Origin of the sequence: Paenarthrobacter sp. YJN-D (genome assembly GCF_015040335.1) — a bacterium.
GTDB classification, from domain to species: Bacteria; Actinomycetota; Actinomycetes; order Actinomycetales; family Micrococcaceae; genus Arthrobacter; species Arthrobacter nicotinovorans.
The window spans coordinates 4,086,066-4,112,634 of the sequence record NZ_CP053549.1; the positions used below are offsets into that span (position 1 = coordinate 4,086,066).

The window sequence follows — 26,569 nt, forward strand, 5'->3', positions numbered from 1 at the left end:
GGGCCATAAGTGACCCCGGGTCGCTTTTAGGTGGTGGTGGAGAGGTATGCGTCGAGGGTGGCGGCGCGGTGTTGGCGGGCTGCTTTTTCGATGGTGTCGGCGTCTGCTCCGGACTCGATGAGCTGCAGCAGTGCTTCGTGTTCGCGGACTGATTCCTGGGCGCGGCCGGGGACGAACCGGAACGTGGAGGACCTCAACGAGGCCAACCGGTTCCAGCCCCGGTGGACCAGGTCGAGGATGTGCGGGTTCGGGCAGTGTTCAAAGAGGACACTGTGGAAGTCCTGGTTCAAAGCCGTGAAGCGGACGGGATCGAAGTGTTCCAGGCACTCACGCATCTCTTCGTTCACAGCACGTGCCCGGGCAATCGCAACCGAATCGATCAGCGGAGCCGACAATGCCGTGGCGGCACCTTCCACGATGCTCAAGGTCTGCATCGTGTAGAGGTATTCGGTGGGATCGATCCCGGAGACCGTGGCTCCCACGTTCCGTTCGAACTTCACCAATCCTTCGGCCTCCAACCGGCGGATCGCCTCCCGGACCGGGACCACGCTGAAGCCCAGGTCTTCGGCGATCTTTGCGAGCACCAGCCGGTAACCCGGCGTGTAGGTCCCCTCGACGATCCGCGCTTTGACGGCGGTATAGGCCTGCTGGGACTTGCTTTGGGCAGCACTTTCGACGGCGGTTTCAGTCACTGTGGGCTCCTTCCGCGGCATGCCGGTGGGCTGACCATTCCTGGTAGCGGGCCTGCCATTCGGCGTTCATCGGATACAGCCCATCAACGCTGTTGCCTTCCTGGACCATCTGGAAGATGAACGTCTCTTCCTTTTCCTGCTGGATGCAGTCGTCCACGAGTTCCTCGGCGATGGCCGGCGGGATCACCAGGATTCCGTCCGAGTCGGCCACGATGATGTCACCGGGCTGGACGGTGGCTCCCCCGCAGGCGATGGTGATATCTGTGTCCCACGGGATGTGCCGGCGTCCGAGGACTGCCGGGTGCGGATTGGCGAAGTACGTGGGCATCTTCAGGTCAGCGACTGCCGAGTAGTCGCGGACGCCGCCGTCGGTAATGATTGCAGCGGCCCCGCGGACCTGGGCACGCAGCGCCAGGATGTCCCCGACTGTGCCGGTGCCTTTCTCGCCGCGGGCTTCCATCACCAGGATTTCGCCTTCGTTCACGGAGTCGATCGCGCGCTTCTGGGCGTTGAAGCCGCCGCCGTGGGTCTTGAAGAGGTCCTCGCGGTTGGGCACGTAGCGCAGGGTCCGGGCCAGGCCCACCACTTTGCGGTCGGGTCGGGTGGCCTGCAGTCCGTCAATGCTCACGTTGTTGAGTCCGCGCTTGCGCAGCTGGGACGAAAGGGTGGCGGTGGCAACAGACTCGAGTTTTGATTTCAGTTCCGGTGTCAGCACACTCGCGGCAGCCGCCGGTTCCGAAGCCTGAAGTCCGGCGGCTTCGCGCGATCCGTACGCCTCTTCCCGCTGCATGTCATCAGCCTTGGGCCGGGCACCAAAGTCCGCCAACGGCGTCGTACCTTCCGTGACTCTGGTGGTCAGGCGGCCGCTGCTGAACCCACCGCCGGTGACCTCAATTTCGACGACGTCACCGGGCTTGGCAACGGAGGCGCCGGCGGGGGTGCCGGTGAGGATGAGGTCGCCCTCTTCGAGCGTGAGCAGCTGGGAAAGGTCCGCGACGAGCTGCCCGAACGGGAAGAGCAGGTCCTCGGTGGTGTCGTCCTGGACCAACTCGCCGTTGTGCCAGGTGCGGATGGTTAGGGCAGCGGGATCAACGGCGTCGGCAGGGATCAGCGCCGGGCCAACGGGGGTAAATCCGTCGCCGCCCTTGGACCGGACATTGGAGCCCTTGTCCGCGTAGCGGAGGTCGTAGACGCCGAGGTCGTTGGACGCGGTCACCCACTCGACGTGGCTCCATGCATCCTCAAGGCCGACACGACGGGCGGACTTGCCGATGATAAGCGCGATCTCGCCCTCGTAGCCCAGCAATTCACAACCTGCCGGACGTTCAACAATGCCGGGGGCCTCAGCCGAACCGAGCGCCAAGGACGAGGAAGGCTTCAGGAAGTACGACGGCTGCTGCGGGGTACGTCCACGCTGCGCGGCACGGCTGGGGTAATTGATGTGGACCGCAATGACCTTGCGCGTCCGGGCCAGCATGTCCTGGCTGACTTCCTCGGTCCGGAACTCCAGTGTCACGGCGCCTCCTCCTGATAATTATCTGATCGCCCCAGTTATCGAGTACGAAATCGTATACGAAAACTATGACGCGTTAATGTGATGCCCGTCAACCCCCTCCATGAGGCTGAGTCCCGCGGGAGGGGGAACACTGCGGGGAGAAGGATGCGGCGAAGCCCTGGCGTGAGAACTGATGAACACTACAAAGTGTCGTCGGCCTCCCGTAGGGTACCCGCATGGACATCATCCTCGTACCGGGTTTTTGGTTGGACGCATCGTCGTGGGATGGGGTGACGCCGGCCCTGGTGGAAGCAGGGCATCGGGTCCATCCGCTCACTTTGCCAGGCTTGGAATCGGCGGACGCACCCCGGGCGGGCATCGGCCTTCGAACACACATCGATGCCGTCGTGGACAAGGTGGATTCGCTGGACGGGAAAGTGGTCCTGGTGGGTCACTCGGGCGGGGGCGCCATTATTCATGGCGTGGCTGACGCCCGTCCGGACCGCATAGCCCGGGCCATCTATGTGGACAGCGGGCCGCTGGGTGAGGGCGGGGTCATCAATGATGAACTACCGGACGACGGCGACGGGATACCCCTCCCGCCGTGGGAAGCATTTGAAGATGAGGATCTCGTGGACCTCACCGACGAGCTGAAAGCAGTCTTCCGCGCCCGGGCGATTCCCGAACCCAAGGGCGTCGCCTTCGACCAGCAACACCTCACGAACACTGCCCGCTACGACGTCCCCGCAACGATCATCGCGTGCGAGTTTCCATCGTCACTGCTCAAGGAGTGGATGGACGCCGGGCATCCGTTCACGGCCGAACCAGCCCGGATCCGGGACGTTGACTACGTGGATCTGCCCACGGGGCACTGGCCCCAGTTCACCAAACCCGGCGAACTGGGCCAGGCCATCCTGACGGCCGTCAACCACAGCGGTTAACGGACTGCAGCTACTAGTGGCGGGGTGGCGTGTTGGTTGCCGGGCCTTCCGGCGCCGCGCCGCCCTCATCGGTCCAGTCCGTACCTGTGGTGTCGTCGAGGGCGGGATCGGACACGACGTCCGAGGCTACGGCAGGAGCAGGAGCCGCCACGGGAACTGTGGCCGCCTTGGTCTCCTCGCCGCCAGTGGAGTCCGCCCGATCACCGGACGTGGATGAGTTGTGTCCAGGGAACATGGTTTCCGCCTTCTCCATTAGCTTCTTGCCGGCTTCATACAGATTTTCCAGAATGTCCGGAACGGTCTCCTGGACTGTCTCTGCAGCCTGGTGGACGTTCTCCTGGACCTCTGGGTTCTTCAGGACTTTCTCGGTGCCTCCGCGGACCCGCCGGTACACTTCCGGCCAGGACTTTGACCCCCACACGTAGCCAACAGCCACGCCGACGGCGAACAATGCTTTACCTTTCACGGCACTCACTCCTTCAGAGGTGTTCTTATTCGACCCTAGTCCCGCTCCACGCGCCCTGTCACCTGCCAATAGTCCGGCCCCCAATGACCGGGCCATGTAATGGCCTGCACTCAGCTGGTCCCATCGCCTTGGTGAAAAGCAAAGATTGGTCCGTGCGAATTGTCATTTACTGGAACAAAGGGATCGAGGGGCGCCTCGATATTCCGGGAGTGACGCAAGGTCATTGCCGGCAAGCACCGGGAAAAGCAGGACTTTACCGGGTGGCGAAGAGCCGGATTGCGCACCTTCCACGGCCGGAGAACGCAACCACGCCGGGAACCCCACCGGGACTGCCCCGCATGGCTGGTCAAAGCACCATTCGCAGCACTTCCGGCTTCCCGGCCATGACAAGTAGATAGTCAGGTTACTTGCTACTTGTGCCGCGAGCGGCTAGCGTTGCATATGTAGTACCAAGTCCGACCCATTGGCAGGAGTGCTTTATTGGCTGGATATAACAAATACATCGGAGTCGAATGAGCAATTCCTCTCCTTACATTCCATAGGGCCTCCGGGGCCCCATTGCGATGCCCGCACCGCAGCATCGGCCCCCGGTGAACTTACTCGCTTAATCGCGTCCGTGGAATTTCCATCGACATGAAAGTAGGAACAAAAATGGGTTTCTTTGGTTTTCTTCTGCTCGGCCTTTTGGCCGGCGCTATCGCTAAACTTATTCTCCCCGGCCGCCAGGGTGGTGGCTGGTTCATCACGCTCATCCTCGGCGTCGTCGGCGCCCTCCTGGGTGGTTGGATCGGTGGCCTGATCTTCAACACGGGCCTGCAGGAATTCTTCTCCCTGACAACCTGGCTCCTGGCCATCGGCGGCTCGATCATCGTGCTGCTGATCTACGGCCTCGTTACCAACCGCAGGGCTACCCATGGCTAATAACCAGGACCGCGATGCCAACGGTGAAGAACTCGACGGCCAGTACACCGAGGGGGATTACGGAGACGCAGGAGCGTCGCCGGAAACCCTGAAGGAAGGTGCCGGCGGAGACTACACCGAGGGTGACTACGCCGAGTCGACTGTGCCTTCAGCAGATGCCGAACTCGACGCCAAGAACACGGAAGACACCCCGGCTGACCGGCCGTTCTCGTCCGAACCGGATGAAGAAGCAGGCTCAGGCCGGCCGTAGTGGCTCCCGCCTCGTGAATAACTGAATCAACGCAAGAACCCGGAGGACTGCATTGCAGCCTCCGGGTTCTTGCGTTGGCGAAAGGCGCTGATATTTTCAGGCATGGATTGTCGGGGCATGTGCGGACAGGGCCGCGTAGCGTCGTTCCCAAGGAATGGAGGCAACTGTGCAGGAGTGGAACCGGGCCATGGCCATCATCGAGCAGGATCTGGTCGCGACCGCGGAGGTCAGCGAGCTGGCCAAGGCCGCACTGACCTCCGAATACCACTTCAGGAGGATGTTCTCCTCACTGGCAGGGATACCCATCTCCGAGTACATCCGACGACGCCGCCTCACCGCAGCGACGGCGGAAATCCTGGAAGGCGCAACCGTGCTGGACGTTGCCGTCCGCTACGGATACGGGTCGGCCGAGGCGTTCACGCGGGCCTTCAAGGCAATGCATGGGCTGACACCCTCAGAGGCCCGGCGTCCCGGAGCGGTACTCCATTCCCAACCTCAACTGAGGTTCCATCTCCGCGTTGAAGGGAATACCGATATGAAACACCGCATAGTGGATAAGGGAGCTTTCCACTTGATTGGCTTGAAGGCCCGCGTACCGCTCGTACACTCGGGGCCCAACCAGGCGATCATCGACTTCCAGCGAAGCCTGGACCCTGCACTGACGGCCAGGTTGCTTGAGTTGGCTGACACGGACCCCTCTGGTCCACTGTCTGTCACCGACAACGTCAATGAGCAGCGGACCGAAGGAAGCGAGCTGGACTACTGGCATGCCGTGGCCTGCACCAAGGCAGCTCCGGAAGGCCTTGATTCCTTGGGGGTCCCCGCCGGACAGTGGGTAGTCTTCGAAGCCGAAGGAAAGTTCCCCGAGGTTCTTCAGAGTATGTGGGCGGACGCCGCCACTGAGTGGTTCCCGGCCAACCCGTACCGATGGGCGCCGGGACCCGAAATGCTCAGTGTCCAGGTGGAGGCAGGCGGAACACACGGCCGTGGCCAACTGTGGATTCCCGTGGAAAGGGATACCGCAGGTTCTGCCCCGGCCTAGAGCCCCTTGCCTCCCGTCACGGGCAGTACTGCACCGGAAATGTAGGATCCCTCGTCGGAGGCAAGCAGGACGTATGCAGGAGCCAGCTCCGCGGGTTGTCCGGCACGGCCCAAGGGCGTGTCCTGACCAAATGAGGGCAACTTGTCCGGCCACTCGGTGGCGGGGATCAACGGAGTCCAAATGGGACCGGGCGCCACAGCGTTGACGCGGATTCCCTTGGGTCCGAGTTCCTCGGCCATGGCCTTGGTAAAGGCCACCTGGGCAGCCTTGGTCATGGCGTAATCCACCAGTTGCGCCGAGGGATTGAAAGCTTGGATGGATGCGGTCACGATGATCGACGCTCCGGGGCGGAGGTGGGGAATAGCCGCTTGTGCCGTCCAGATGAGGGAGTACAGGTTGGTCTTGAAGACGCGGTCGAACTCCTCAGTGGGGATCGTTTCCAGGCCCTCCCTGTTCTTTTGGTAGGCCGCGTTCAGCACTACGACGTTGAGGCCGCCGAGCTCCTGAACAGTGCGTTCCACGATTTCGGCGGCAAAGCCTTCGTCCCGCGCGTCGCCGGGCAGCAGGAGGACCCGGGCACCGCACTCGCGGATCCATTCCGCCGTCGATTGCGCGTCTTCTTCCTCTTCCGGGAGGTAGCTGATGGCTACATCGGCACCTTCCCGCGCGTAGGCGATGGCCACTGCGGCACCGATACCGGAGTCCCCACCGGTTATGAGCGCCGTCTTGCCCTGCAGCCGGCCGTGCCCAACGTAGCTTTTTTCGCCGTGGTCGGGCTGTGGGTCAAGGGGCTTGGTCAGGCCTGGCTGTTGCTGCTCCTGGCGGGGAAATTTATCCCCGTAATAGCCGCTCCGGGGATCCGAGGGCGCGGAGGCGAGGCGATGCCCGCCTGCTTCCGGGTCGTCATTCCGGCGTGGATGGTCGTGAGTCATGATTCTGCCCCTCTCAGGTAGCCTGCTCGCAGGATTCACCGAACCGGTGTTCCATCGCACGGTTTGGTTCATCGCACGGTTTGTTGGACCTGTACCCACCACCCGGGCCCCTAAACCGTGCTCGGCTCCCTTGGCAGGACCCACCGGAAATCGCTAGGTCCGGAGGGACTTGGCCTTGACCATCAGGAAGAGCCCGTAGGCAATCAGCCCGACGGCGACGGCGGCCAGCAAGTACGGCCCATATGGCTGCTCCCGCAGCGCCTTCAGGCTTCCATCCAGGCCGGTTGATTGCTCCGGTTGGGCACGTATGGCGGCGATGACCACCAGCAGGCCGACCAGGAACAGGGCAATGCCTTTCGCTATGTAGCCCACCACGCCCACGCCGACCTGGAACTTGCGGACGGCCTCCTCCGAGGACAACGAGATGTCCCGTTTGAACGTTTGCCGGAAGCCGCGCACGGCGAACACGATGCCCGTGATGGCGATGCCTGCACCGATCGCGACCAGCAGGAACACCCCGAAGGGAGCACTCAGGAGGGTGAGGGTGAAATCGCTGCTGGACTCGCGGCTGTTTTTGCCCTGGCCCATGATGAACGAGACGATCGTCGCCGCCAAGGCCGCGAACACGAGCGCCTGGCCTGCGGCGGACAGTCTTTTGGTGAGCTTCTTGCTGGAGGTCCGTTCCCCAAGGATGGCGTTACCCAGTTGCCACAACGCCAGCGCCGCGCAGGCACCGAAGCAGGCCCAGAGGAGCACCGGACCCACAGGTTGGCTGGCCAGCGAGGCCACCGCTCCTGACACATCGGCTTCGCCACCGCGCCCGAACGCCAGCTGGAGGGCGATGACTCCGATGAGGACGTGCAGCAGCCCGCTGACGGCGTACCCGGCACGCGCAACGATCTCGAAGGTCCGCGAGTTTGAGGCCTCTTCGGCCGCATCGGCGGCCTTCCTCATCTCCTCTTTAATGACAAGCCTCCTTAGTTTCCGATGGACACCATCGTCCCACCCGCACCCCGTGAATGCCACGGCATTAACGACGACGGGCAGGCACCTGGGTGCCTGCCCGTAGAAAAACCAAAAAGATCCTAGAACCCGACGACCGACTGGGGCCAGATACTCCGCAGCCCCGCACCAAGAGGGTTGAACTGCTCGCGGACTGTCACGACTGCTCGGCCCTGGACCGGGGAATCCGCCGACTGATGGTTGGCCTGCGCAGTAAAGGGACGTACGTCCGGGGCGGTGTTGGCCTCGCCGGCACCATTGGTCGGGGCGGTGATTTGAGCAGTCATTTCGGTCGCCTTCCTGGAAGTTCCCATCAGCTCCAATAGCTGATGGTTCAACCATCGGGCAGTGTCCTCAAGAACGACGCCGGGTCATCTCAAGATTTGCTCAAGGTTTGGGACCGGCCACCTGCTGTGCCATTAACTGCTCGATGTCCGCGAAGCTCATCCCGGATGCGATCGCCAGGTCCGGCAGGCCTGCTCCTGCCGTCACTGCGCTTCGCATGGCCTGGGCCAAGGACTCCTCGGCCTCGTCCATTTCCCACTGGAGACCCTCCACTCGGGCGGCCGCCGTCCACACCAGGTCAAGAAGCCCGGTTCTTTTCGACGGCGTGGAAACAGGGGCTTCCTTCAAGATTTCCGGAAGAGTCGCGTCCTTCGTCCCGGTCATAACCACTGCAGTCATTTGGTACCCCTCCCGTGAAGATGTGTCTCGATAAACTAGTTATATGGCAAACTAACTACATGCGCCAGCGCCTCGCATGGGCAGTGACCCAGATCACACGATTTCGAGCGTGAGGAATTCCCTGGCACGCACGTCTTATTCATGACGGCGCACAACAAGCGCCGCACAACAGACAAGGAGCCATCGCCATGACGATCCAAACGCACACCCCCGCTGACGTTCCGGCCAAGAACACCAGAAACAGCTCTGTATCGACTGTGGACGCTCCGGAAAGGGACAAGGGCAAGGACGGCCGAGGCGCAACCACTGTCGCGGACGGCGTAGTCGCCAAGATTGCCGGCATCGCCATCCAGGAAATCCCTGGCGTACACGCCCTGGGCGGCGGCGCAGCCCGCGCCATCGGCAACCTGCGGGAGAAGGTCGGCCAGAAGGACCTCACCCAGGGCGTCAACGTGGAAGTGGGCCAAACCCAGGTAGCCGTCGACGTGACGCTGGTAGTCGAATACCCCCACCCGCTCCAGGAAGTTGCGGACAACGCCCGCAATGCCGTCTACACCGCGATCGAGGACCTCGTGGGCATGGAAGTCACCGAGGTCAACGTCACCATCACGGACATCCACGTTCCGTCGGAAGACGCGGACGCTGACGACATCGAGCGTGAGCCGAGGGTCGCATGAGTCCCACCATCGCCGGCCTGGCAATAGGGGCAGTCCTCGCCCTGGCAGGCCTGGCCTTCGGATTCTGGGGCCTCCTGCTCACGGCACTGTTCATGGGGGTCGGTGCGGTGCTGGGCCGTTCCGCCGAGGGAAAGCTTGACCTTCGCGGGGTGCTTGATGCCCTGCGGGGCAAGCGCTCCTCCTCATGAACCGGGCATCAGCCGGCCCTCGGCCTGGCATGGACGCCGGGGACCGGGCCGGGCACAACCGCCTCACCCACACCGCCATCCGCAAGACCGTGGAATCGGTTACCGCCAACGCGTTCCGAGTGGCCACGGGCAACGTGTCAGCAACGCTGGACGACGACGCCGGGAAGCTCGGCGTCAGTGTGTCCGTCAAGCTGGCCCTCCCCCAGCTCCTGAAGCCACGGAACGGTGGGGACACGGTATTCGAACAGGCCCACTTCGCCCGGGAGCAGATCGTGGCGCGGGGGCGGGAAATCACTGGCCTGGACATAGGCCGGGTAGACATCCGCCTCACCGGCGGGAAGGCCGAACAGCCCAGGGAAAGGAGAGTGGAATGAGCAGTGGAATCAGCAAGGACACGGCAAGCCGCCGTCTGATCAGACGCGAAACCCACTCCTCGAGGGCGGTCCCGTCAATCGTGGCCGCGTCCCTCCTGATAGCCGTCTTCCTGTGGCTGGCACTGGAATCAGTGTTGTGGCTGCTCAAGGACCAGCCGGTGCTCGCCAGCCCGGCCCAGATGCTCCGGTGGCTGATTGAGCTTCCGGCCAACACCACACAGGCAGGCATGGTGGCGGCCGGAGCCGGACTGGGAATCGTGGCACTGCTGCTTCTTGGACTTGCCCTCGGCAGCGGCCGCAGGCAACGCCGGGCCCTCGGCAGCGCACGCGCCGCCGTCGTGGTGGACCACGAAGTCATCGCGGCGGCGGTTTCCAAGGCGGCCCGACGCGCCGCAGGCCTGGCCCCGGGCCAGGTGACCACCACCGTTGGCGGACGTTCCGTACGCGTCCAGGTGCGTCCGACGTCGGGCGAACCACTGGCGGTGGAAGACATCCAGGCAGCGGTCGACGGCGAACTGGCCGCCTATGCGTTGGACCGCCCCGTCAGGTCCAGCGTCCACATTCTGAACGAAGGAGCGGTAGGGCAATGAGAAACACGAACCGGGCCCTCAACCGGATCCTGCTCACCATCCTGGGGATCATCCTGCTGGGCGCCGGCGCCGCACTCATCGCGGCCGGCACCCTCCCCGGGGCCGCAGGTTTCTGGGAAACAAACCTCTCCTCTGTTCGGGAGCACGTGCGCAACCTGGCAGGCACCGCCCCCTTGCCGGACCCTGTTCGGAGCTGGTGGCTGGTGCTGGGAATTGCCGTGCTGCTGGCCGGTGCGGTCCTTGGCGCAGCGTGGCTGGCGTCGCAGGGTGGCGGAAAGACACCCCGCCTGGCCGAACGCTCAGAGGGCAACGCAGGCCGGACGGTCGTGGACGCGGGGCTGGTTTCCGCAGCCATCAAGGAAGCCCTCAACGGAAACACCGACGTGCTGGCGACCTCCGTCTCAGCCTGGGAATCACGCCGCGGAACGGCTCTGCGGCTGCGGCTCGAAGCCCGCAAAGGAGCATCCCCCCGGGATATTGGCGACACGGTGGAACAACTGCTCCAGGAAATTGATGCCTGGCTGGGACATCCGATGCCCGTCCTGGTGCGAATCACCAGCGGCACCCGGACACAAGTGTCCTCATCACGGCGCGCCCGGTGACAGTCAGCCCAAAGTACTCCACGTAAACAAACTGCACGGCAACTCAGAGCCGCGCACCGAAAAGAAAAGGGAACACCATGGGAATCAACGACAAGATCAACAATGCCGCCACCGAGCACCTTGGCGCCGCCAAGGAGGGCGCCGGTAAGCTCACCGGCGATTCCACCCTCGAGCGGGAAGGCCAGCAGGATCAGGCCCAGGCCAAGCTCCAGCAGGCCGGCGAGAAGGTCAAGGACGCTGCTGCCGACATCACCGGGAACATCAAGGACGCTGCCCGGAAGCTCAAGGAAGGCTTCACCGACAAGTAGGACGGGAGCAGGGACGGTTCCGCTTCATGGCGGGACCGTCCCTGCCCATCCGAGGATCAGCCGGACTCACACCACTTGAAAGGCAGAAACGTGACTGGTTCACCTGCGGTTTCGCCCACCGCACAGCAGCAGCTGGACCTCGTGCCGGACGCGTTGCTCGCAGGCAGGGCAGCAGATGGTGATACTGCAGCTTTCGAAGCACTCGCCCGGCGCCATGGTCCATTGATGCGGGCCACTGCACGACGACTCACGGGCACCTTGGCTGACGCGGACGACGTCGTCCAGGAAAGCCTGATGCAGGCCTGGAAACAGCTGGACCAACTCCGTGATCCTGCAGCTGTGAAGAGCTGGCTGCTCCGCATTGTGGGCACGCGCAGCATCGACCACCTGCGAAAACGGCGCAACCACTTGGCCCTGGACGATCTCGAAAACCACGTCGATGCCCCGTCCGGCCAACGGACCCCGGACCCGGAAAGCACCGCCGTCAATGCATCCCGGGTGGATGCGTTGAAGTCGGCGCTCGCCCGGCTGCCCGAGGAGCAGCGGCGCTGTTGGGTACTCAAGGAATTCAATGACCTGAGCTATGAGGAGATTGCGCTGACCTTGAATATCAGCCCCGCCAGCGTCCGCGGCCGCCTGGCCCGGGCACGGATTGCCCTTGCACGCACAATGGAGGAGTGGCGATGAAAACCCCCGGCGATGCCTTGGAATGCGGACACAGTCTCGCGGAACTGAGTGCCTATTTGGACACGGGCGAGATTGCGGATCCGGCGCACTTGGACTCATGCCCTGAGTGCCAGGCGGGACTGGCCTCCCTGCGCCGGCTCTCGGAACTCGGAAATGAGTTGCTGACAGCTGACGTAGCCGACGCCGGTTCGGGCAGTGACGACTGGATGCAGACCATCCTGGACAACCTGCGCCTGGAGCTGCGGCCCGGACGGAGCATCCCGCTGCGCGCGGAGGACCCGCAGGACACCCTTTGGGAAACCGAGGGCTCGGTGTCTGCCCTGATCCGTTCGGTGGCCGATTCCTTCCCGGGAACGGCCGCGGGTAAATGCAGGTTGCTCGGCGACATTACCGTGCCGGGAGCCGGCATCACTGTGGAGGTGGAGATCGCAGTGGTCTACGGACACGCCATGGAAGAGCGCGCGGCTGCACTGCGCAATGAACTCGCGAAGGTACTGGAGGTCCAGACCGAACTGAACATCCAAGCCATCAACATCACTGTCACCGATGTGCTGGAGCTCCCCGCGCCAGCCATGTCCCCGAACAAGCCAGCCATGACCCCGAACAAGGAGGACCAGCCATGACGGAGCATGTGGAAGCCAAGTCTCCCGCCCTGGCCGACGAACTGCTCGGCATCGTCCAGGCAGTGGAGGGAGTCTCAGCGGTATATCCGGCCCAGCCATTGTGGCAGTCGATTGCCGGCGCAGCGGTGGCGGCAGTAACCGGCGAACAGTTGCCGTTGATAAGCCTGGCCGGGGAGGACGGCGTGGTGGCCGTCAAGGCCCGGATCGGCGTCGGAAGCCTCCTGCCGGCCCCGCAAGTGGCGCGCGAAGTAGCCGCGGCGATCCGCAGGCACCTGGGAAACGTACCCGCCGTCGTCGAGGTTTTGGTGGCCAAAATCGACGCCTGACCGCGGCTCAACGGGAGGACGGGCTGTCCGCGTCCTCGCTCTGTTCCTCCTCGGCTGCCTGCGCGTAGGAGGCAGTGACCCTGCGGTAGACCGGGGCCAGGAAAGCAAGCAGGGCAACCACGATCATGATCAGGCCCGCCACCAGGAACACCAAGGCAATGCCCCGGGAGGTTCCTTCCCCCAGAAGCGGCGCCAACTGCGCGGCACCTTCCGCGGAGCGGGCGTAGGGGATGATCCAGAACTGGGCAATCGGTGCGATCAGGAACGCAGTGATGGGGGCCGCTGCGGATTCGAAGGCCATGGCGAAACCAAAGACCCTTCCTTGCCGTGACAGGGGCACCACTTTCTGAATGACTGTCTGCTCAGCTGCTTCCACCACCGGAACCAGTGCCATGTAGAGCCAAATCCCGGCAATGTAGAGCCAAGCCCATTCGCGGATGGTGAAGACAGCTCCGACGAGCCCCATCACCGCCACCGCGATGAGGAGGGTCCGCAAAGGGTTGGAGCCGAGCCCGAACTTCCCGATCAGCGCCCCGCCCAGGATGAAGCCCGTGGCGCCCACCGCGAACACCGTGCCCCAGATCTCCACGGGGAACATCTCCAGGCCGTAAGGGTCCATCAATGCCATGTAGACCCCGCCGATGAAATTGTTGAAGGTGGAGAAAACAATCAGGGCGAACAACCCCGAGATGGCCATGACGGCTGCCCAGGATCCGCGAAGATCGAACCCACCGTGGGCGTCGGATGCTGCTGCCCGGACCTCCTCCGGCAGGCGCAACGTCAGCAGATGCGCGAAGGCCAGGGCTGTGAGCACCAAGGCCACCACCACGGTCCAGCCCATTCCCAGGAGTCCCACTGACAGTCCTGAAAGGACCGAGGTGACGATGAACATCAACCCCTGGACCATGCCCACCAGTCCGTTGGCGTTGGCGCGCTTGTCCGGTTCGATCAGGATGGTGACCGTGGTGGACAGGGCGATGTTGCGCATGTTCTCCACCACCGCGCCGACAAGGATAATCAAGGTGAAGATCCAAAACCACGGTTGGGACAGGTCCAACAGCGCCTGTTCCGGCGTCAGCAGGAACATCACCCCGGACAGCACGAACATCACCAGCGTAAATCCGGCGGCGAAGCGCATCACCGCGAGCTTCCTGTAGCGGTCCACGAAGGTGCCGAAGCTAATGCTGGACAGCGCGATCAGCAGCATGTAGGCCCCGCCGATCACCCCCGTGGCAATCACATTGCGGGTCTCCAGGTACACCCAGAACGTCAGCGCAAACCACAGGTAGCTGGTGGTGATGTTGGCCAGGGCAGTGTTGACCAGGATCCCCGTGAAGGTCCGTGTTCTCTCCGCGGGCGTGCGTTCCGGAGGATTGACATTGCCAGTAGACCCGGCGGCGGCCGGTTCCTGCTCGGTCATGCGTCCCAGTAAACCACCGGGGCCAACCTCCCGGTAGTATCGGCAGGGAATTCAAAAGACTGCTGGGGGTTGTTTCAATGACGGAAATTCAGGGACGGCTGGCTTTCACTACGGACTTCGGCCGGGACATGGAACTCCAAGAATACGGCCTTGACCCGGCAGTGGATTCCGTCCTCCTTCCCAACGCCGCAGTCATGAGCGCCCTGCAAAACCTTGTACGGCTCGCCACTGAGCTTTGCGGTGCCCCGTTTGGGGTAGTCAATATCATCAGCGCCAAATACCAGCACCAAATCGGGGCCTGGGGCGTGGAGCCCGGTGTCTGTTCCCGGGAGGACTCGATGTGCGCCAAGGTCTTCCTCTCCCGGGAGCGGACGGTGGTGGCAGACGCTTCCCGGGATCCACGCTTTGCCGACAACCCTTTTGTCACGGGAGAAATAGGCAACGTCCGCTTCTACGCGTCGGTGCCGCTGCAAACCGAATCGGGCTTCGTGCCGGGAACCTTGTGTGTTTTCTCGGACGAGACCAAGGAACTGAGCCAGGAACAGCTCGGGATGTTGGAGGTCCTGGCCAAGCAGGTGGTTGAGCTCCTGGAACTTCAGCACCGTACCGCCCAGCTGGACCGCACCTATTCCGAGCTCAGGGCAAGCAACGCCAAGCTCGCAGGATTCGCCGGACGGGTAAGCCATGACCTGCGCATCCCCCTGACCACCATCCTCGGATACGTCGAACTGGTGGAGGACGACCCCGACATTGAGCCCAACAGCCCCGCTGCACGGTACCTGGACCGCATTGGCGCCAGCGGGCGGCGGATGCTGGGGATGCTGGAAGACGTCCTCAGCTACTCACGCGTCGGTGGCGGCATCCAGCCTGCCCGCGTCTCGCTGCTCGAGGTCACCCAAGAGGTGGTGAGGGATCTTGGAATAGAGAACGACGGAATCGTTGACATCCAGGACATCACTGTGCACGCGGACCGTGGGCAGCTGCGGACACTCCTGCAGAACCTGCTGTCCAACGCCATGAACTACCGCAGCCCCGAGCGGGATCCCAGGGTCAGCATCAGCGGTGTTTCCAATTACCATGGCGCAACCGTCTACATCGCGGACAACGGCAAGGGCATCAAACCCGAGGACCGCCACAAAGTTCTGGAACCCCTGGTGCGGCTGCGCCGGGAAGGCGACGGCCCGGGCTCCGGGCTGGGCCTGGCAACCTGCAGCAGCATCGCGAAAGCCCACGGCGGCGACCTCAGCATCGCCGAAACCCCCGGCGGCGGCACCACTATTGCGGTGAGCTTTCCGGCCGGGACGTAGAAGCCGGGCTACTTTGCGGCCTTGTCTTTCCCAGGCTTCTTGTCGCTCTTGCCATCGCTCTTGGTCTTGGCAATGTCCGCGCCGTTCATATCTGCCGGAGACTGGCCTGAGGGGGCCTGGACGGGGAGGTCCTGAACGGGGATGCCCTGCACCACCGGTTCCGGGGCTTGCTCCGGCACCGATGTCCCTGGCACGTTGACTACTTCCGCCGGCACAACCGCCGAGGGCGAAGGAGCTGCCGGCACCGGAAGGATCGGCGAGGAAGGTTGCGGATCGGCCTGCGACACGCCGTTATCGGAAGGCTGGGACGGGTCGGCTGTATTGCCGGCCGAGGACAGCCCTTGGGAAAGCACCAGCAGGGCGAGGGGAATGGCCACTGCTGCAGCTGCCACACCCCGTGCGGTCTTGGGCCGCCGTTTGCTGAAGTCACGGATTCCGGCAACCGTCGCCGGCTTCCTGTTCCGCGGCCGGATAGCCGCCGGTCGGGTGGCAAGGCCACCCGCATTGGGCGTCAACGCCGTCGGCGCCTGAAGCGGAGTCCGCTGCGGGACGGGCGGAAGGATCGCAGTCCTGCGCCCTGATTGGACACCCTCCTCCGACAGCGCTTGCTCCACGTCCTGGGCCGCGGGTCGTTTTTCCGGGTCCATGTCCGTCATCGCCTCCAGGAGGGAGCGCAGCGGAGCAGGCAGTTCCAGCGGAATCTGCGGGGCTCTATGAAGACGCGCCGAGGCTGTCTCCACCGGCGTACCCGGATACTCCGCATGACCTGTCAGGCATTCCAGGAGCACCAGGCCCAGCGAGTAGATGTCGCTTTTTGGCGTCAGGTGCAGGCCCTGCGCCTGCTCCGGGCTGAGGTACTGCGCCGTGCCAACGGTGAATCCGGTCGCGGTGAGGCGGTTATCGTTCATCACCAGGGCGACCCCAAAGTCCGCCAGCTTCACCGACTGAGCCAGCCCGTCGTCGTCGGACACCAGGATGTTGGCCGGCTTGATGTCACGGTGGATGACGCCGTGTTCGTGGACCTGGGACAAGGCTCCGGCGATCCGGATCCCGATCCGCGCGGTTTCGGGAACAGTGAGCGGCCCGTCGGCCAGGAGGGCACGCAGGTCCCGCCCTTGGGCGAGTTCCATGACCAGGTAGGCACGTTCTTCGTCGTTGCGCGTATCGACGCCCGCGTCAAAGGCTGCCACCAGTCCGGGATGGTCGAAGGCAGCGAGGAGGCGCATTTCGGTTTCCTGGCGGGTGCGGAACGATTCGTCGCCGGAGCCGGGAAGGAAGATCTTTACAGCAACCTCACGGCCAAGGACCAGGTCAGTCGCCTGATGGACAGTGGACATCGCGCCGCGGCCCAGGAGGGGTCCAAGTTGGTAGCGGCCGTCGAGTGCGCCGCTTGTTTCCGTGCCGTTCACGGAATCGGGGGCGCCAGCGCCCACGGTTATTTCGTTGTAGCCCACGGTTGTCACGTCCTTTGGGACCACCTGGCGCGGCACGGACCCAATCTCTGCCCGCCGGTACCAAGTAATGCCGTCAATCACATTTCACGTAGCCGCTTGGCCGGTTGCTTCAGCCCTCGCGGCGTGAGCAACTCAGCTCAAACAGCATCATCCGGTTTCACCAGATAAGTCATCAGGATACTGATTAAATCACGGTAAGGACAATGGGACGCTTCACGAAGGGCCTCATCAGGGCGATACGCCCGTCCGCCGTCGGGCGTTTCCGTACGTGACGCAGGGAACTGCGCCCCTTTGGCCGGCAGGGCACAATGGGAAGCATGACCCTCACAACTATCGCCCTCGTCCGCCATGGCCAGACCGACTGGAACGCGGAGCGCCGGTTGCAGGGAGCCACTGACATCCCCTTGAACGACGTCGGGCGCGGCCAGGCGCGCGACGCCGTCGCCTTCCTGTCCGGCCAGCAATGGGACACGGTAGTGTCCTCGCCGCTGAGCCGGGCGGCAGAAACGGCGGAAATCATCGCCGACGGACTGGGACTCTCCGTGGCCCGGCTGGTGCCGGACCTCACTGAGCGCAGCTTTGGGCCGGCGGAAGGCTTGCAGGCCGGACCGGAACTGGAGGCCTTGCGCATCCCGGGCGGTTTCCGCGGTGGCGAGAGTGACGACGACGCTGCAGCCCGCGGCATTGCTGCGCTGGAGTCCCTGGCCCAGGAGTTCGCAGGCAAGCGCGTTCTGGTGGTTGCCCACGGCACGCTGATCCGGCTGACATTGAGCCGCGCGATTGGCCGCACGCTGGACAGTGTCCAGAACGCTGTGTTGAACCTTGCCCACCATCACCCTGTTGACGGCTGGCAGCTTGAGTACTTCAACGGTGAGCGCATCGCGGCAGACGTTCAGGCCTGAACAGGCCTTTCCGGAGCAAGTCTCCTGGCTTCCTCAAGCAGGCCGGCTACCCAGTCTTCCATTGCCCCACCAAGGTGGCGTGCAAGGAACGTTCCGGCTCCGGGAAGATCGAAGACTGCGATTGCCTGGTTCCCGGCTGACCCTGGCCCCGCATAAAACGTCACCTTGCCCCGATGAATCCCGGCGATGTCGAAGCAAAGCGTGGTCCTGGAATTGAGGGATGATGCCCATGCAGCGATCGACTCGGGCGTGAAGGTATTGATGGCCGCTACTCCCTTGGACGCCGACTGACCGGACGCAGGTTAAGTAGCGGAAAAGGCAGGATCGTGACGCGGAAGTCCTATTTGGCCTGAAGCCGCGACTTCAATTGTTCGGTGTAGTCCGTGTACGCCGCCGCAATTTCTTCCAGGTCCACCGTTTGCGGGAAGTCGATGACCGGCTGGCGTTCGGCGAGGTAGCTGGTGGTTTCTTCCACGATCCGCTGCTCATCAATGCCTTCGAGCCCCACCTCGGCCAGGAACGCAGGATTGGTGTGGATCAGGGATTCCCCGGATTGCCCTTCCGAAGCCCAACGCACCAGGTACTCGTTCTGATTCACCAATTCGATGTCGAATGTCTGCTCCATGGCAGCAGCCTACGCCGTTGGGCGGCAGGGCCGGACCAGCCCCGCACCGGACGCAGAAAGCGCACGACGGCGGGAGGCCGCCGTCGTGCGCTTCTTTCGTTGGCTGTGGCTGCTAGATCTCGGGGCGCCGTTCGACGACGGTGTGGGGATCGCCGCGGCGCTCAACGACCGTGCGGCGGGTCCTGTTGGACATGGCGATCGAAATGATGAGGCCGATGACTCCCACCACTATCAGAATGTAACCGACCAGGACCTGGTCCAGGAAAGGGATGATTCCGGGGGCGAGCGCGAAAGCCAGAATAGCTCCGATGGCAATCAGGGCAATGGAAGAACCGATTCTCATAACGTGCTCCTCATGTATGTCCGGCGCATGTACAGGGCGTGGCCGGATCCGTGTCATCAGGATACTTATGATTTACCGTGCCCGCCAGCCATCAAAAGACACGGCTGCTAGTGGCCATACCGCGCAGCCACCCGGCCGATGGCGTCCTCAGGGGTCGGCACAGGACCGAAGACCTGCTCCTGGCGGGTAGTGTCCGCAACATACTTCCCGGTCTCGAACCACGCCACCATGCTGGCCATGTCCGCCACCAGTGGAAGGACCTTGGCGGTGACCTTGCCGAGCCCGTTGATGGCCCCGGCCGGAACAGACCGCACCTTGATCTCCCTCCCCGCCCGACGGCCTGCGATTCCGGCCGCCTCCTGCATGCTAAGCGGCCGCGTCCACCCGATATCGATGCGCTCGCCGTCCACAATGTCAGCGTCAACGGCAGCTGCCAGGTAAGCGGCGAGATCGCTTGCCAAAACGAACGTCAGCCGCGCGTCCTTGGAACCGAGCCACACGAAACGCCCCTTCGCGAAAGGATCCCCGCCCATTCCCACAGCCTGGTCGAAGAACGCGCCGGGACGCAGCGCGACAAACGGTACGCCGAGTTCCTCGAACTTATCCTCCGCCAGTTTCTTGTTCCAGAAATGCGGGATCTGGGGTGTTTCGTCGCAGGTGAGAATGCTGATCAACACGAAGCGCGGCACGGAGGCGTACTTGGCAGCGACGGCCAGGTTGCTATTGCCGTAGCTGTCGATCACCTTGGCATTCCTGTCATTCCGGGTATAGCCGGCCGCCGTCGAAATTGCTGCGGAAACGCCCGTCATGGCCGCGATCAGCGAGGCGGTATCCAGCATGTCGCCGCGGACGACCTCAACCCCTTTGGCCTCCAGCTTGGCGGCTTTGGAGCCCGGGCGAACCAGCGCACGGACTTTCCTGCCGCGGCGCAACAGCTCATCAACCACTTGGCCGCCCAGGAAACCCGTGGCGCCAACAACAAGGACAGGCAGGTCTTCGGCCACAACTTCTCCTCAGGGTTTTGTTCCTACGACAGTGGTAGCACGCACTCGAAAGCGAGACCAGACCCAAACCCGGCGACGACTTCCGCCGTCGAGCCTCAACCAAGGAGGCCGGCGACGCAGACTAGGATCGGTTCCATGGCCAGGATCGAGGACTACGCAATCATCGGGGACCTGAACACTGCCGCCCTGGTGGGACGGAACGGGTCCATTGACTGGATGTGCCTGCCAAGGTTCGACTCGCCCGCCTGCTTTGCGGCGCTTCTGCACACGCCCGAAGCCGGGCGCTGGCTCCTGGCACCTGCCGGCACTCCCGACGGCGGCAACAGCACCCGCCGCGCATATCGGGAAGACACCCTCATCCTGGAGACTGTTTGGGAAGTCGACGGCGGCTCGGTGAAGGTCATCGACTTCATGCCCGTCCGCGACGACGCCGTGGACCTCGTGCGGATCGTCGAAGGCTTGTCCGGCGAGGTGGACATGCATATGGAACTCGTCCTCCGCTTCGACTACGGCAGCGTCGTGCCCTGGGTGCGTCGCAGCAAGCACGGCATCAGCGCTGTTGCCGGGCCGGATTCCGCCTACCTCACCACCCACGCCCCGCTCATGGGACGGGAAAACCGGACCTACAGCGACTCCACCGTCCGTGCCGGCGACCGGGTCCCGTTCGTTCTGCGGTGGGCACCCAGCCATGAGCGCGAACCCCGGCGCATCGACCCCCTGCGGGCGCTTGACGCCACGGAATCGTACTGGCTCGAGTGGATCGGCCGCAGCAAGATAGCGGGGAAGTACAAGGAGCCGGTCGAGAGGTCCCTCATCACCCTCAAAGCGCTCACCTACGCCCCCACCGGCGGCATCGTGGCCGCCGCCACGACGTCCCTGCCCGAACAGATAGGCGGCCCGCGGAACTGGGACTACCGGTACTGCTGGCTGCGCGACGCCACCCTGACGCTGCAATCTCTGCTCGCCGCGGGCTACACGGAAGAGGCCTCCGCCTGGCGGGACTGGCTGCTGCGGGCCATCGCCGGCGACCCCTCACAACTTCAGATCGTGTACGGACTCGACGGCGCGCGCAGGCTTCCGGAGGCCGATATTCCGTGGCTGTCCGGGTATGAAGGTTCGGCGCCTGTCCGAACCGGGAACGCGGCAGCTCCGCAGCTTCAACTGGATGTGTGGGGCGAAGTCCTGGACGGACTTTCACTGACCCGGGCCGCTTTCAAGGACACCGTCGACAATTCCTGGGACATCCAGGTGGCGTTGATGGAATACCTCGAAGGGGCCTGGAACCAGCCGGACAACGGGCTGTGGGAAATGCGCGGACCCCGCCGGGACTTCACCCATTCAAAAGTCATGGCATGGGTAGCGGCCGACCGCATGGTCAAAGCCGTGCGGACCTCCGGACTGCCCGGCCCGCATGACCGCTGGGCGGCGCTCCGCAGCGAAATCCACAATGACGTCATGACCAAGGGCTTCGACGAGGACCTCAACAGCTTCGTGCAGTCCTACGGGAGCAAGGAACTGGATGCGAGCCTGCTGCTGGTCCCCCGCGTGGGGTTCCTGCCGCACCGGCATCCGCGCGTGGCCGGGACCGTGGACGCCGTACGGAAGGGCCTTACGGACGACGGACTGGTTCTTCGGTACCGGACCCAGTCCGGACACGACGGATTACCTGGCGACGAAGGGGTCTTCCTGGCCTGTTCGTTCTGGCTGGTGGACGCGTTGCTTGGCATCGGGCGCACAGACGAAGCCACAGAACTCTTCGAGCGGCTGCTCAGCCTGCGCAACGACGTCGGCCTGCTGAGCGAAGAATGGGATCCCCGCACCAAACGGCAACTGGGCAACACTCCCCAGGCGTTCAGCCACTTCCCGCTGATTCACAGCGCCTTGCAACTGCACCACGGGGAGGCCCGCAAGAGCGACACCCCGTTTGGCGGCGCCGGGAGTTCCAGTGGCTCTACCCTTCGGAATGATCCCCGTCTTCAGTAGCCTCACCCTTGTGGCGCGCCTCTTCCAGATGCAGGTCAAGCTTGCGCTCGGCTTCGCGCCTGCGTTGCCCGACGGTCCGCATCTGTTGGGTTGTTGGAGCTCCCGCATCCTCTGACGCAATGCCGGCCGGCTCGGCGGGCTGGTATTTCTCTTGTTCGCCCATAGGAAGATCGTCCCATCGTCGCGGCTTTTGCGATAGCGGCAGTTTCCAGACCGGAACGGTCCTGACGTCCGACGGCGACCTCCCGCCGTCGAGCATGTCCAATACTTGGGTGCGTGGCCGGCCACGGGTAGCGTGAGCCGCAGACGAGTTGCCCCACCGCGAGCGAACGAATCCAAGGAGTTGCCCCGTGAGCAGATCCCACCGCACGTCCCACCACGAACCGGACACCGCCGTCGAACTCAATCCCCTGTTCAGCAGGCCCGGAGAATCCACCATCTTTCCCCGGTTCACCCTTCCGGACGGTGAATCCCTCCCCGCCACCGCGTACCAGGTTGTCCACGACGAGGCGATGCTGGACGGCAATTCCCGTTTGAACCTCGCAACGTTCGTCGGGACGTGGATGGAGACCGAAGCGTCCACCCTGTACGCCGAGACGTTCGACAAGAACATGATCGACAAGGACGAGTACCCCCAAACCGCACTCATCGAAACCCGGTGCTGGCGGATGCTCGCCGATCTGTGGAACTCACCGGATCCCGGGAAAAGCATTGGCACGTCCACCATCGGATCCTCCGAAGCCTGCATGCTGGGCGGACTGGCCTTGAAACGGCGCTGGCAACACGCACGCCGCAAGGCCGGCAAGCCAACCGACAAACCCAACCTCGTCCTGAGTTCAGCAGTCCAGGTGTGCTGGGAAAAGTTCTGCAACTACTGGGAAGTTGAACCCCGCTTTGTGCCGGTCTCTGCCGAACATCCCATGCTGGACGGCCACGACCTGGACCAATACGTGGACGAAAACACCATCGGGGTCGTCGCCATCCTCGGTGTCACTTACACAGGCCGTTACGAACCCGTCCAGCTGATCTCCGATGCGCTGGATGCGATCCAGGCAAGCCGCGGCCTGGACATCCCAATCCACGTTGACGGCGCGTCGGGTGCGATGGTGGCACCTTTCCTCCAGCCCGAAACTGTGTGGGATTTCAGGCTCCCCCGGGTCGCCTCGATCAACACCTCCGGACACAAATACGGACTGGTCTACCCGGGCCTGGGTTGGGTGGTGTGGCGGGACGCGGATGCGCTCCCCGAAGACCTGATCTTCCACGTCAGTTACCTCGGCGGCGACATGCCCACGTTCGCGCTGAACTTCTCCCGGCCCGGGGCCCAGGTCCTCCTGCAGTACTACCTGTTCCTCCGGCTCGGTTTTGCAGGGTACAGGTCCGTCCAGGCCACTTCCCGGGATGTAGCCCTGTACCTCTCCAGCGAGATTGGAGCCATGGACGCATTCACCCTCTGGAGCGACGGCTCGGATATCCCCGTCTTCGCCTGGCAGCTCACGGAGGGCTACACGGACAAATGGAACCTCAAGCACGTGTCCGAACGCCTCCGCATGAACGGCTGGCTGGTGCCCGCCTATCCCTTGCCTGATGGCCTGAGTGAGGTAACAGTCCAGAGAATCGTGGTGCGGAACGGATTCACCCGTGATCTCGCTTCCAGTTTTCTGGCCGACCTCACCAAGGCAGTGGAGTACCTGGACAGCCTCACGTCACCCATGCCCATGGACAAACAGCCCGAGGGCTTCCACCACTAAACATGCGAAGGAGAGGATTCCCATGTGCCGTCTTTTCGGGCTGCATGCAGGCGCCCAAGCAGTGCGGGCAACGTTTTGGCTCTTGAATGCACCGGACAGCCTCTCGGCCCAAAGCCGGCGGGAACCCGATGGCGCGGGAATCGGAACCTTCGACGCGGCCGGCAAGGCACACGTTTTCAAACAGCCGATGGCAGCGTGGGAGGACCACGCCTTCGCCCGTGAAGCCCGTGACCTGAAAAGCACCACGTTCCTGGCGCACGTGCGGTACGCCAGCACCGGCGCCCTCACCATGGTCAACACGCACCCATTCGAGCAGGACGGCCGGCTCTTTGCCCATAACGGGGTGCTGCGGGGCCTGGAAAAACTTGATCGTCGCCTTGTTGAGCTCGAGGCCATGGACCTGGTGCTGGGCCAGTCGGACAGCGAGCGTCTTTTCGCGCTCATTACCGCCGAGACCAGGGCCGCCGACGGGGACATCCAGGCGGGCATAGTGGGCGCCGTCGCCTGGGTAGCCAAGGAACTGCCCGTATTCAGCCTCAATTTCATCCTGACAACGGCCACGGATATGTGGGCACTCAGGTACCCGGCGACGCACGATCTCTACATGCTTGAACGCCGCCCGGCCGCCAAACCCAGCCCCCTCGACGTCCAAAGCCCACGGATCCGCTCCCACAGCTCCGAACTCTCCCGGTCCCCGCACGTCCTCCTCGCCACCGAACCCATGGACCAAAACCCCGGCTGGCGACCCATGGCGTCGGGCGAGCTGGTTCACGTCGGACCGGACCTGACGGTGACATCCACTATCGCCTTCCCCGATGCCCCGACCTACCCGCTTAGCCTCGCCGACCTCGAACCGGCCGCGGCAGCGTCGCAGGCACGGTGACCCCGGCTGCCTTAGTCCGCACTTTTGGCGAGCAGACGACGACGGCGAGCTGCCGCCGTCGTCGGGCTGGTCACCTAGGAGCCGCTGGGCCTGGGCGCCTGCTGCGCGTTAGTAAACGGATTTGCGCTCAGGGGCGGCTGCCTGCAGTGCGTTGTGCGGACTGTTTTCCACATACGGTGGTTGAGGGCTTCTGGCGTTCTAGAGGGTCTGACAGGGTTGATCCATGGATGGGATTGGGCAGCTCATGGGACCTGGGACAGCGTCTCCCGGTCATGATGGAGCGCGTTCAGACCATGAAGGAGCTCCCTCATCAGGCCTGCTTCATGGCAGGGTGCCATCGTCCGTTGCCCAATGCCCTTCCGGCGACTTGCCCCGGCCATCCCTAAACGACGGTAGCGATGCCCTTCTCCTGGCACAGACGGCGCTCGGTTCTTATCTTGACGATGCTTCCGAGGCGTTGGTCGAGCTGGGTAGTTCGGTCGCTGCCGATGCCCGGTTGTTTGGCTTTGGGGAGGCTGCTGATTTTGCGGGCCGGGTAGAGGATCTGTCTCGGCAGCTGGAGTACGTGCAGGTCGTCGCGGCGCAGGCTGTGGAGCGGACCCGGACCGAGGCGCAGCGTGCGGCGCCGGCACAGCAGCCCGGACAGTCCCCGGCGTCCGGCGCCCAGGAATGGCGGACGGGGTGGACCGAACCAGCCGGTAGCTCAGAGGGCGGTGGTGCTGGATCCGGTGGTGCTGGTGGTGGTGGCAGTGTTTTGGATGATGGGTACCGGAACGCGGCGGAGTTCCTCCGGGCCCGGTTGAGGATCGGGATCGGCGAAGCACGGCGCCGGCTCGCCCTCGCGAACGAGGTCCTGCCCGGGGCCGGAATAACCGGCCAGGAAATCCCGGCCCGTCGTCAAAGACTCGCCGACGCCCTCCACACCGGACAGGTCCCGTCCCGGTCCGCGACGATCATCAGCACCGCCCTGGACAAAGCCCAACACTTCACCGACCCGGACACCCTCAACGGCATGGAACACGCCCTCACCACCACCGCCACACAATCCGACCCCGACTTCGTCACCACAATGGCCAACCGCTGGATCGACCACATCGACCACAACGGCCCCGAACCCACCGAAGAAGCCCTCCACCACGTCCAAGGCGCGTTCCTACGACGCCAACGCCGCCACGGACTCCACCACCTGGAAATCTTCGCCACCACCGAACAATACGAAACCCTCACCACCGCCATGAACGCCGCCACCAACCCACGACTCACCAACACCACAAACACCCAAACCGGCACCACCGGCCCTCAGCTGGACCGGCGCTCCCGCGCCCAGAAACTCCTCGACGGCCTCATCGGAGCCTGCGCCGTAGCCATGACCACCGGGAAACTCCCCAGCAACGGCGGACTCCGACCCCAACTCACCGTCACCATCGACCACCACGACCTCTTCCAACAACTCACCCACACCACCACGAGCGCCACAAAAGAAACCAACACCCCGAAGCAGCCCAACGCGACACATCAGCCGCGCCCCCGGAAGACCCTCAGTACCGGCACCGCGACCTTCACCGGCCCGATCCACCCCAACACCATCCGCAAAATCGCCTGCGACGCCGACATCCTGCCCGTCCTGCTCGGCACCGACTCCCAAATACTCGACATCGGCCGCACCACCCGGATCTTCCCACCCCACATCCGCAAAGCCATCACCGCCCGCGACGGCGGCTGCGCGTTCCCCGACTGCACCCTCCCCGCACCCTGGTGCGAAGCCCACCACATCACCTACTGGTCACAAGGCGGCACCACAGGAACAAACAACGCCACCCTGCTCTGCTCCCACCACCACCACCTCATCCACAAAGAACACTGGCGCATCACCATCCAAAACGGCGTCCCCTGGTTCATCCCCCCACCCCACATCGACCCGCACCAAACACCACGACGCAACCACCACCACACACCACCCAAAACATGACACCGAGCGATACGCCTGATCAAACCGCTCCGCAAAAGTCAGATGAGGAATGCCCGTGGAAACGCGACGCCAAGCACCCCTGACGCGGACTCAACGAGGGTGGCCGTGCAAGGTCACGGCGATGGTGG

32 protein-coding genes are annotated in these 26,569 nt (G+C 63.8%); 19 read left to right on the forward strand and 13 right to left on the reverse strand.

Features of this window, described 5'->3' with window-relative positions; all coding sequences use genetic code 11:
• Positions 1-26: 26 nt before the first annotated feature.
• Both HMI60_RS18955 and HMI60_RS18960 read right to left on the reverse strand, forming a co-directional pair.
• Complete coding sequence (locus HMI60_RS18955) at positions 27-692, reverse strand: GntR family transcriptional regulator (RefSeq protein ID WP_018779808.1); 666 nt, start codon at positions 690-692, stop codon at positions 27-29.
• A complete protein-coding gene (locus tag HMI60_RS18960; RefSeq protein ID WP_193590212.1) occupies positions 685-2,208 on the reverse strand; it encodes a fumarylacetoacetate hydrolase family protein in 1,524 nt (507 codons plus the stop codon). The genes HMI60_RS18955 and HMI60_RS18960 overlap by 8 nt, the downstream gene beginning before the upstream one ends.
• Positions 2,209-2,423: 215 nt before the next feature.
• Between HMI60_RS18960 and HMI60_RS18965 the strand changes: the two genes are divergently transcribed.
• Entirely contained in the window at positions 2,424-3,128 is a 705-nt protein-coding gene (locus HMI60_RS18965; RefSeq protein WP_193590213.1) for an alpha/beta fold hydrolase, read from the forward strand.
• A 13-nt stretch (positions 3,129-3,141) separates the two neighbouring features.
• Here the strand turns inward: HMI60_RS18965 and HMI60_RS18970 are convergent, their stop codons facing one another.
• Positions 3,142-3,594: a hypothetical protein gene (locus HMI60_RS18970; protein ID WP_018779805.1), complete on the reverse strand. Its 453-nt coding sequence runs from the start codon at positions 3,592-3,594 to the stop codon at positions 3,142-3,144.
• Between the two features lie 651 nt (positions 3,595-4,245).
• Here HMI60_RS18970 and HMI60_RS18975 point away from each other — a divergent pair.
• The 3 genes from HMI60_RS18975 (at position 4,246) to HMI60_RS18985 (ending at position 5,807) form a co-directional block, all read left to right on the forward strand.
• Complete coding sequence (locus HMI60_RS18975) at positions 4,246-4,515, forward strand: GlsB/YeaQ/YmgE family stress response membrane protein (RefSeq protein WP_018779804.1); 270 nt, start codon at positions 4,246-4,248, stop codon at positions 4,513-4,515.
• On the forward strand, positions 4,508-4,765 hold the full coding sequence (locus HMI60_RS18980) for a hypothetical protein (protein WP_193590214.1): 258 nt from the start codon (positions 4,508-4,510) through the stop codon (positions 4,763-4,765). The genes HMI60_RS18975 and HMI60_RS18980 overlap by 8 nt, the downstream gene beginning before the upstream one ends.
• A gap of 166 nt (positions 4,766-4,931) precedes the next feature.
• Positions 4,932-5,807, forward strand: coding sequence for a helix-turn-helix domain-containing protein (locus HMI60_RS18985; protein WP_193590215.1), 876 nt, complete (start codon positions 4,932-4,934; stop codon positions 5,805-5,807).
• On the opposite strand, the gene HMI60_RS18990 is transcribed toward HMI60_RS18985, so the two are convergent.
• From HMI60_RS18990 to HMI60_RS19005, 4 genes are all read right to left on the reverse strand, one after another.
• On the reverse strand, positions 5,804-6,739 hold the full coding sequence (locus HMI60_RS18990) for an SDR family oxidoreductase (protein WP_193590216.1): 936 nt from the start codon (positions 6,737-6,739) through the stop codon (positions 5,804-5,806). The genes HMI60_RS18985 and HMI60_RS18990 overlap by 4 nt on opposite strands.
• Positions 6,740-6,892: 153 nt before the next feature.
• A complete protein-coding gene (locus HMI60_RS18995; protein WP_018779800.1) occupies positions 6,893-7,693 on the reverse strand; it encodes a DUF1206 domain-containing protein in 801 nt (266 codons plus the stop codon).
• 131 nt (positions 7,694-7,824) lie between these two features.
• Complete coding sequence (locus tag HMI60_RS19000) at positions 7,825-8,028, reverse strand: hypothetical protein (protein WP_227453599.1); 204 nt, start codon at positions 8,026-8,028, stop codon at positions 7,825-7,827.
• A 100-nt stretch (positions 8,029-8,128) separates the two neighbouring features.
• A complete protein-coding gene (locus tag HMI60_RS19005) occupies positions 8,129-8,425 on the reverse strand; it encodes a hypothetical protein (RefSeq protein WP_110506052.1) in 297 nt (98 codons plus the stop codon).
• Between the two features lie 188 nt (positions 8,426-8,613).
• Between HMI60_RS19005 and HMI60_RS19010 the strand changes: the two genes are divergently transcribed.
• The 9 genes from HMI60_RS19010 to HMI60_RS19050 all read left to right on the forward strand — a co-directional run bounded on the left by HMI60_RS19010 (position 8,614) and on the right by HMI60_RS19050 (position 12,800).
• Positions 8,614-9,102 (forward strand): Asp23/Gls24 family envelope stress response protein, encoded by a 489-nt coding sequence (locus HMI60_RS19010; protein ID WP_193590218.1) that lies wholly within the window; start codon positions 8,614-8,616, stop codon positions 9,100-9,102.
• Positions 9,099-9,290, forward strand: coding sequence for a DUF2273 domain-containing protein (locus HMI60_RS19015; RefSeq protein WP_018779796.1), 192 nt, complete (start codon positions 9,099-9,101; stop codon positions 9,288-9,290). Before HMI60_RS19010 ends, HMI60_RS19015 begins: the two co-directional genes overlap by 4 nt.
• Positions 9,287-9,664 (forward strand): hypothetical protein, encoded by a 378-nt coding sequence (locus tag HMI60_RS19020; protein WP_227453600.1) that lies wholly within the window; start codon positions 9,287-9,289, stop codon positions 9,662-9,664. Before HMI60_RS19015 ends, HMI60_RS19020 begins: the two co-directional genes overlap by 4 nt.
• Positions 9,661-10,254, forward strand: a complete 594-nt coding sequence (locus tag HMI60_RS19025) for a DUF6286 domain-containing protein (RefSeq protein WP_018779794.1) — start codon at positions 9,661-9,663, stop codon at positions 10,252-10,254. Before HMI60_RS19020 ends, HMI60_RS19025 begins: the two co-directional genes overlap by 4 nt.
• Positions 10,251-10,856 carry a hypothetical protein gene (locus HMI60_RS19030; RefSeq protein WP_193590219.1) on the forward strand — a complete coding sequence of 202 codons (606 nt, stop codon included), beginning with the start codon at positions 10,251-10,253 and terminating at the stop codon, positions 10,854-10,856. The genes HMI60_RS19025 and HMI60_RS19030 overlap by 4 nt, the downstream gene beginning before the upstream one ends.
• 77 nt (positions 10,857-10,933) lie before the next feature.
• Positions 10,934-11,164, forward strand: coding sequence for a CsbD family protein (locus tag HMI60_RS19035; protein WP_018779792.1), 231 nt, complete (start codon positions 10,934-10,936; stop codon positions 11,162-11,164).
• Positions 11,165-11,254: 90 nt separating this feature from the next.
• Positions 11,255-11,851 carry an RNA polymerase sigma factor gene (locus HMI60_RS19040; RefSeq protein WP_018779791.1) on the forward strand — a complete coding sequence of 199 codons (597 nt, stop codon included), beginning with the start codon at positions 11,255-11,257 and terminating at the stop codon, positions 11,849-11,851.
• Positions 11,848-12,474 carry an Asp23/Gls24 family envelope stress response protein gene (locus HMI60_RS19045; RefSeq protein WP_193591226.1) on the forward strand — a complete coding sequence of 209 codons (627 nt, stop codon included), beginning with the start codon at positions 11,848-11,850 and terminating at the stop codon, positions 12,472-12,474. Before HMI60_RS19040 ends, HMI60_RS19045 begins: the two co-directional genes overlap by 4 nt.
• Positions 12,471-12,800, forward strand: a complete 330-nt coding sequence (locus HMI60_RS19050; RefSeq protein WP_018779789.1) for a hypothetical protein — start codon at positions 12,471-12,473, stop codon at positions 12,798-12,800. The genes HMI60_RS19045 and HMI60_RS19050 overlap by 4 nt, the downstream gene beginning before the upstream one ends.
• Before the next feature lie 7 nt (positions 12,801-12,807).
• On the opposite strand, the gene HMI60_RS19055 is transcribed toward HMI60_RS19050, so the two are convergent.
• Positions 12,808-14,220 carry an MFS transporter gene (locus tag HMI60_RS19055; RefSeq protein ID WP_079582413.1) on the reverse strand — a complete coding sequence of 471 codons (1,413 nt, stop codon included), beginning with the start codon at positions 14,218-14,220 and terminating at the stop codon, positions 12,808-12,810.
• Positions 14,221-14,297: 77 nt separating this feature from the next.
• On the opposite strand from HMI60_RS19055, the gene HMI60_RS19060 reads away from it, so the two are divergent.
• Entirely contained in the window at positions 14,298-15,527 is a 1,230-nt protein-coding gene (locus HMI60_RS19060; RefSeq protein WP_055973596.1) for a GAF domain-containing sensor histidine kinase, read from the forward strand.
• Positions 15,528-15,535: 8 nt separating this feature from the next.
• On the opposite strand, the gene HMI60_RS19065 is transcribed toward HMI60_RS19060, so the two are convergent.
• Positions 15,536-17,017, reverse strand: a complete 1,482-nt coding sequence (locus HMI60_RS19065) for a serine/threonine-protein kinase (protein ID WP_227453601.1) — start codon at positions 17,015-17,017, stop codon at positions 15,536-15,538.
• A gap of 272 nt (positions 17,018-17,289) precedes the next feature.
• On the opposite strand from HMI60_RS19065, the gene HMI60_RS19070 reads away from it, so the two are divergent.
• The gene (locus HMI60_RS19070; RefSeq protein ID WP_110506059.1) at positions 17,290-17,883 is read left to right on the forward strand and encodes a histidine phosphatase family protein; all 594 of its coding nucleotides are present in this window, start codon (positions 17,290-17,292) and stop codon (positions 17,881-17,883) included.
• A 340-nt stretch (positions 17,884-18,223) separates the two neighbouring features.
• On the opposite strand, the gene HMI60_RS19075 is transcribed toward HMI60_RS19070, so the two are convergent.
• The 3 genes from HMI60_RS19075 to HMI60_RS19085 form a co-directional block, all read right to left on the reverse strand.
• Positions 18,224-18,508 carry a hypothetical protein gene (locus HMI60_RS19075; protein WP_018779784.1) on the reverse strand — a complete coding sequence of 95 codons (285 nt, stop codon included), beginning with the start codon at positions 18,506-18,508 and terminating at the stop codon, positions 18,224-18,226.
• A 112-nt stretch (positions 18,509-18,620) separates the two neighbouring features.
• On the reverse strand, positions 18,621-18,851 hold the full coding sequence (locus HMI60_RS19080) for a DUF6458 family protein (RefSeq protein WP_018779783.1): 231 nt from the start codon (positions 18,849-18,851) through the stop codon (positions 18,621-18,623).
• 107 nt (positions 18,852-18,958) lie between these two features.
• Positions 18,959-19,855: an SDR family oxidoreductase gene (locus tag HMI60_RS19085; RefSeq protein ID WP_039243358.1), complete on the reverse strand. Its 897-nt coding sequence runs from the start codon at positions 19,853-19,855 to the stop codon at positions 18,959-18,961.
• 135 nt (positions 19,856-19,990) lie between these two features.
• Between HMI60_RS19085 and HMI60_RS19090 the strand changes: the two genes are divergently transcribed.
• Positions 19,991-21,838 (forward strand): glycoside hydrolase family 15 protein, encoded by a 1,848-nt coding sequence (locus HMI60_RS19090; RefSeq protein ID WP_193590220.1) that lies wholly within the window; start codon positions 19,991-19,993, stop codon positions 21,836-21,838.
• On the opposite strand, the gene HMI60_RS19095 is transcribed toward HMI60_RS19090, so the two are convergent.
• Positions 21,807-22,001: a hypothetical protein gene (locus tag HMI60_RS19095; protein WP_026267446.1), complete on the reverse strand. Its 195-nt coding sequence runs from the start codon at positions 21,999-22,001 to the stop codon at positions 21,807-21,809. The two genes, HMI60_RS19090 and HMI60_RS19095, sit on opposite strands and share 32 nt — an antisense overlap.
• Positions 22,002-22,188: 187 nt before the next feature.
• Here HMI60_RS19095 and HMI60_RS19100 point away from each other — a divergent pair, with 187 nt between their 5' ends.
• The 3 genes from HMI60_RS19100 to HMI60_RS19110 all read left to right on the forward strand — a co-directional run bounded on the left by HMI60_RS19100 (position 22,189) and on the right by HMI60_RS19110 (position 26,441).
• Positions 22,189-23,589 carry a glutamate decarboxylase gene (locus HMI60_RS19100; RefSeq protein WP_193590221.1) on the forward strand — a complete coding sequence of 467 codons (1,401 nt, stop codon included), beginning with the start codon at positions 22,189-22,191 and terminating at the stop codon, positions 23,587-23,589.
• 22 nt (positions 23,590-23,611) lie between these two features.
• On the forward strand, positions 23,612-24,472 hold the full coding sequence (locus HMI60_RS19105) for a class II glutamine amidotransferase (protein ID WP_193590222.1): 861 nt from the start codon (positions 23,612-23,614) through the stop codon (positions 24,470-24,472).
• A 367-nt stretch (positions 24,473-24,839) separates the two neighbouring features.
• Positions 24,840-26,441: a DUF222 domain-containing protein gene (locus HMI60_RS19110; protein ID WP_370584062.1), complete on the forward strand. Its 1,602-nt coding sequence runs from the start codon at positions 24,840-24,842 to the stop codon at positions 26,439-26,441.
• Positions 26,442-26,569 lie beyond the last annotated feature (128 nt).